The following is a 1,259-nucleotide window of genomic DNA, read 5'->3' on the forward strand; positions in this document are numbered from 1 at the left end:
ATTGAAGCGTTGTGCAGCAACGCCAAACACGCAACATTTCTGCTGAAGCATTCCATCTTGCGTGTTACAAAAGAGGGTGAGGATTTTATTGTCCACACAGACAAAGGAGCTTTGAAAGCGCATAAAGTTGTTGTTGCAACAGGCGGTAAAAGTTTTGCCCATATAGGTGCGACAGATATAGGATTGCAGATAGCAAAAGCGTTTGCCATAGAGGTAAAAGAGTTCACCCCTGCACTTGTGGGTCTTACTTTACAAAAGGAGCAGTTTTGGATGAAAGAGCTTAGTGGTCTAAGCTGTTATGTTCATATACGTGTAGCAGATAAACTCCTAAAAGAGGAGATGCTTTTTACCCATAAAGGTATAAGTGGTCCTGCTGTTTTGTCTGCATCGCTTTACTGGCAAAAAGGGGATATAAGCATAGATTTTTTACCCGATAAGAGGGTAGAAGATTGTATGAAAGGGAAAAAACTGCTTTCTTCTGTTTTACCTCTTCCAAAGCGTCTTGCTAAAGCACTCTTAGAGGTTTTGGGTGTTGCAGACAAAGTGTGTTCTGAACTTACCAAAGGGGAGAGAAAAAAAATGCAAGCTCTTCACCATTATACCTTCTCTCCATCGGGAAACTTTGGTTTTGCCAAAGCAGAGGTGAGCAGGGGAGGTGTTGTAGCCGATGCGTTGTGTTTGAAAACTTTGGAATCAAAAAAGATAAAAAATCTTTATTTTATTGCAGAAGTTGTTGATATAACAGGAGAGCTTGGCGGTTATAATTTTCAGTGGGCATTTGCTAGTGGTTTTGTGTGTGGAAAAACTCTCTCAGGTAAAATTTAAAGCAAGTTTAATCTCGTTGTAGATAGAATAGCTCTTCAGGTCTGAAAAATATGGAAAAAATGGAAAAAAAGGTAAGATACAAGATGGTAAAAATTCTTTTTATAGGTGTAATAGCAGTTTTTATGTTTATGTTTGGTGGATGTCAATCCGGTAACAGTGATGCTGTTGCAACAGTAATTGAAGGCAATACATCTAATGGCGTAACACCACCTACATCCGGTGTGTCTCAAGATATTGCACAGATGACTATTATTAATGGGAACCATATTACGGTTACAAGTAGCGGACAGACAAAAAACGTTAGTATTGTAACTTTTAATGCAAACTCTTCAACAGATACAGCAGGGGAGGTGGCATTTCAGTATCCTGCCGATTTTATTAACAATGGTACAGACTTAGGTATTGTTTCACCGGCAAAAGGGAGTGTACAGGAT

The 1,259-nt window shown here is 39.2% G+C and carries 2 protein-coding genes; both read left to right on the plus strand.

Going from position 1 to position 1,259, the window contains the following annotated elements:
• Window positions 1-825: aminoacetone oxidase family FAD-binding enzyme (locus AC30RD_RS09575; protein WP_489494323.1), on the plus strand; the 825-nt coding region annotated here is incomplete at its 5' end.
• 59 nt (window positions 826-884) lie between these two features.
• Window positions 885-1,259: hypothetical protein (locus AC30RD_RS09580; RefSeq protein ID WP_489494324.1), on the plus strand; the 375-nt coding region annotated here is incomplete at its 3' end.

The sequence above is a fragment of the Nitrosophilus sp. genome (genome assembly GCF_982775275.1).